The sequence below is a fragment of the uncultured Stenotrophomonas sp. genome (genome assembly GCF_963519925.1).
Taxonomy (GTDB): Bacteria; Pseudomonadota; Gammaproteobacteria; order Xanthomonadales; family Xanthomonadaceae; genus Stenotrophomonas; species Stenotrophomonas maltophilia_AE.
In genome coordinates this window covers 1-4,563 of record NZ_CAUQPH010000206.1, presented here as the reverse complement: position 1 = coordinate 4,563, position 4,563 = coordinate 1, and the positions used below count along the sequence as shown (strand labels likewise).

General features: G+C 69.3%; 2 protein-coding genes and 1 pseudogene. 1 reads left to right on the top strand and 2 read right to left on the bottom strand.

Annotated elements, in window-relative coordinates; all coding sequences use genetic code 11:
* Nucleotides 1–125 precede the first annotated feature (125 nt).
* Nucleotides 126–1,883: an EAL domain-containing protein gene (locus tag RWO33_RS19355; protein ID WP_145477698.1), complete on the bottom strand. Its 1,758-nt coding sequence runs from the start codon at nucleotides 1,881–1,883 to the stop codon at nucleotides 126–128.
* A gap of 3 nt (nucleotides 1,884–1,886) precedes the next feature.
* On the bottom strand, nucleotides 1,887–3,989 hold the full coding sequence (locus RWO33_RS19350) for a PAS domain S-box protein (protein ID WP_314106983.1): 2,103 nt from the start codon (nucleotides 3,987–3,989) through the stop codon (nucleotides 1,887–1,889).
* 144 nt (nucleotides 3,990–4,133) lie between these two features.
* Here RWO33_RS19350 and RWO33_RS19345 point away from each other — a divergent pair.
* Nucleotides 4,134–4,563 (top strand): annotated as a pseudogene (locus RWO33_RS19345) (histidine kinase); the annotation flags it as partial.

Sequence of the window (4,563 nt, the reverse complement as noted above, 5' to 3'; positions counted from 1 at the left end):
AGCCTACATGGACGTATTCACGGCGTGTCCCGGAGGGGGCTGCCCGCCGCCCGCCCCAGCACTTAGCATCGAATAGCCGCCTTTCGCCTTTCGCCTTTCGCCGTAAGCAATCAGCAATCAGCCGACTATTCGCCCTCGGGCGCCGACATCGCCGCCGGTTGCGAGGTATTCGCCCGGCGCTGCTCCTCGTGCGTGCGGAATGCCTGGTGGATGTGCTTGCGCAGCTCGTCGTCGTTCCAGGGCTTGGTCAGGAAGCGGTAGATCGCGCCGCGGTTGATCGCGTCGGTCACCGTGTTGAGGTCGGTGTAGCCCGACAGCACCAGCCGGATCGTGTCCGGGTACAGCATCTTCACCCGGCCCAGGAACTCGGTGCCGCTCATGTCGCTCATGCGCTGGTCCGACAGGATCACCTGCACATCGTTGATCGCCAGCAGGTCGAACGCATCGCGTACGTTGCCCGCCGCCAGGATCCGGTAGCCATCGCGCCGGAACAGCCGCACCAGCGAACGCAGCACGTTCTCCTCGTCGTCCAGCAGCAGCAGCGTCCGGTCCGGACGCGTCTCCGCGAAGGCCTCCGGGCGCAGGTAACGGCGACGCAGCGTCATGCCTGCCGCATCCGCCGACATCGGCTCCCCGAACAGATAGCCCTGGAACACATCGCAATCGTTGCGGCGCAGGAAGCCCAGCTGTGCCTGCGACTCGACCCCGTTGGCGATCACCGTCATGCCCAGCTGGTGCCCCATCGCAATGATCGCGCGTGCGATCGCCGCCTCGCGGTTGCCCGCCGGCGCACTCTTGATGAAGCTGCGGTCGATCTTCAGCTTGTCCACCGGATAACGTACCAGCGCGCTCAGGCTTGAATCGCCCGTCCCGAAATTGTCCAGGCTCAGGCTGATCCCCTCGTTGCGCAGGTTCACCAGCGTCTCGTGCACGAAATTCACGTTGTTGGTCAGCGCGCTTTCGTTGATCTCCAGCGTCAGCATGTGCGCCGGCACCCCCGCCGTCTGCATCAACGCCATCACCTCCGCGAAGAAGTTCGGCCGCAGCAGCTGCAGCGTGGACACGTTCACCGCAATCGTGAAGTCATCGAACCCCTGGTCGCGCCACAGCCGCGCCTGCTTCAGCGCCCCCTCCAGCACCCAGGTGCCGATCTGCACGATGATCCCCAGCCGCTCCGCCGTGCGCATGAAACGCTCCGGCACCAGCATGCCCAGCGTCGGCGACTGCCAGCGCAGCAGCGCCTCCATGCCCACCACATGGCCATCGCGTGCGCTCACCAGCGGCTGGTAGCGCAGCTTCAGCTCGCCATTGGGAATCGCGTCCACGATCTGCCGCGCGATGATGCTCTCGCTGTGCGCGCTCGACGGCGTGTTGACCGCATGGATGCGCACCGCGTTTCCGCCCTCGCGCGCCGCCTGGTACAGCGCATCCTCGGCGTGGTCGAGCAGGCGCGACGTGTCGGTCGCATGCTCCGGGCACAGGCTCACCCCCAGCTTGCCGGTCATGAACAGCGTGTACGGCAGTACCGACAACGGCAGCTCCAGCTGCTGCCGGATCTCCTCGGCCAGGTCATCCGGCAACGGCATGTCCGCCGCGCGCGGCACCGCCAGCAGGAACTCGTCACTGCCGTGCCGCCACAGCTTGCCGCGTCCGCGCAGGTGGTGCTGCAGGCGCTGCGCCACCAGCACCAGCGCCTGGTCGCCGACCTCCGCGCTCATGTTCTCGTTGACCGACGCGAAATGGTCGATGTCCACGTGCATCAGCATCAGCGGCGTGCCGCCCGAAGCCGCCTCGGCCACCATCGCCTGCAGTTCGGGGTTGCCGGCGCCCAGGCGCGGCGGCGCGTCCTCGATGCTGACCAGGGGCAGGGAAGGGTTCCACATGACTCAATGTTCCAGGGTATCGGGGGCGGTCGTACTGTCGCTGCGATAGGGCAGGAACAGGTCGACCAGGGTGCCGGCGCCGTGCGCCGACTCGATCTTGAGGGTGCCGCCGGCGCTCTGCGCGCGCTCGCGCATCACGATCAGGCCCAGCCCGCGCGGACCGTCCGGGTCAAAACCCTCGCCGTCGTCGCGGACCTGCAGGTGCAGCCCGTGGTCGTGCACATCATGCAGCTTCAGGTGCACCTGGCTGGCGCGCGCGTGGCGCAGCACGTTGGTCAGGCTCTCCTGCGCGATGCGGAAGCAGGCCTGCTCGATGTCGCCCTCGGGCCGGCGCGGCAGCGCCTGGATGTCGGCCAGCAGCTCGATCGGCGAAGAACGGAACAACACCCCCGCCTGCCAGCGCAGCGCCGCCTCCAGTCCCAACGCGTCGAGCTGGGGCGGGCGCAGCAGGGTGGAAATGTCGCGCAGCTTGCCCACCGTCGCATCGGCCAGCTGGATGATCTGTTCCAGGTCCTCGCCGCGCCGCTGCGGGTCGGTTTCGTCCTGCGCCGCATAGGCCGACAGCTTCATCGCCGTGATGGCCTGGCCGATATCGTCGTGCAGGTCGCGCGAGATCGCCCGGCGTTCGTCCTCCTGCAGCGAGAACAGCCGCCCGGCCATCGCCTGCAGCTCGCGGTTGCTGGTTTCCAGCGCCTCGCGGATGCGTTCGGGTTCGCTCAGGTCGCGCACGATCAGCAGCTTGCAGTTGCGGCCGCCGTAGCGCACTTCGCCCACCGCCAGCCCGGCCTGGAAACGCTCGCCGTCCAGCCGGCGCATGCCGATGACTTCGCTGCCGCTGCTGGGCAGCGGAATGCTGGCGAACAGCTGCGCGCGCACCCGCGCCAGGTCGCTGGCCACCACCAGCGCCGACAGCGGCTCCCCCAGCAGGGTGTGCTGGCCGTAGCCGAACTGCGCCGCAGCGCAGGCATTGGCGTACAGCACGTGTTCGTCGGACAGGATCACCACCCCGTCCGGCAGCACCCGCACCAGCTCGCGGAACTGTTCCTCGCGCTCGCGCAGCAGGCGTCGCGACTGTTCGCGTTCGGTCACGTCCTGCAGCGTGCCCAGCACCAGCGGGCGGCCGGCATCATCGCTGCCACTCCCCGCGCGCAGGTGCACCATCAGCGCGCGCCCATCCATCGCCAGCAACGGCAGCAGCACGTCGATCTGCACCCCGTCGCCGCGCATGTCCTGCAGCAGCTGCTCGGTGAGCGCCGCAGTGGCCGGGTCGGCCGGCACCAGCAGCTCCTCGAAGCGGTGCCAGCGCCGTGCCTCCGGCGGGCGCCGGCCCAGCAGGTGGTAAACCTGGTTGGAATAGCGGCCCAGGCCGGTGGCCGGTTCGAACTCCCAGGCACCGATCCGCGCCATTTCGTGCGCTTCCTCGACCCGGGCCAGGGCCTGGTCGCGGCGGCGCAGCGCCTGGTCTTCGCGGGTGCGGTCGATCGCGATCAGCAGCCGCGCCGGGCGGCCGGCGTAATCCAGGTAGTTGCTGCGCATCTCCATCCGGCGCGGGGTGCCATCCTTGAGCAGCAGGTCGGCGGTAATCACGCACAACTGCTCGGGCTGGGCCCGGATCTGTTCGAGCTTGGCGGCCAGCGCGGCCTCGTCGCCCGGCGGCCACAACGCGGTCATCGGCAGCGCGGTGAACTCCTCACGGGTCCAGCCGAACAGGCTGCTGGCCGCGGGATTGACGTCCAGGATCTCCAGCGTGTCCAGGTCGTAGACCAGGATCGGCCCCGGGTTGCCTTCGAACAGCTGGCGGTGGCGCTGCTCGGAATGCTCCAGCTGCACGTGCGTATGCAGCACGTGCTGGGCCAGCGGGCGCAGCAGCAGGTAAATCAGCGTGCCGCTGAGCAGCACGAACAGCGTGCCCTTGGCGGTCTGCCAGCGTGCGGCGGTGGGCAGGTCCGAGGTCAGCATCTGCACCGCCGCATCGCTGCACAGGATCCAGACCAGCGCCAGCAGCAGATAGCCGATGACCACCCGCAAGCGGTCGCGGCGCAGGGCCCGTGCGAGCGGATGGTCGCGACGGGGCGGGGCGGGCGGGCCGGGCGGGACGACAGGCATGGGGCGCGACAGGACCGGGTCGGAAGGGGCGCTCCATAGTAGTGGCTGCAGCACCGTTGGCGCACGCGGGACTCAACTATCCGGCCATTCCGCCGCTAACGGTTACGTTCCCGGCTGTCGGGTGCGTAATTGGAGTCCTACCGCGTGGACCAAGGCATCATCGCGAGTCTGCTGCAGCACCCCTTGGCGTCGGCCCTGGTCATCCTGGACCGGAGCGGGCGCCCGCTGGCCGCCAACCCGGCCGCGCGCGAGCATGGGCTGCCGGCAACCGTGGCGGCCTATGGCGAGCTGCTGGAGGACCTGCGCCTGCTGGCCGCCGATGGCGGGCTGGTCCCGTGCCAGCTGCCCGGTGGCCCGCGCGGGCGCTTCGACGGATGGATGCGCGCCGTGCACGACGCCGACGGCAACCTGCTGGCGTTTACCCTGAGCATCCCCGAACCGGTTGCCGCCTACGCCGGCAGCCGCTGGGAAGTGGCGTTGGACCATGCCGGGCACGGCCTCTGGGACTGGGACCTGCCCAGCGACGCGGTGATCCGCTCCCGGCGCTGGGACGATGTGCCCGGCAGCGCGGAAG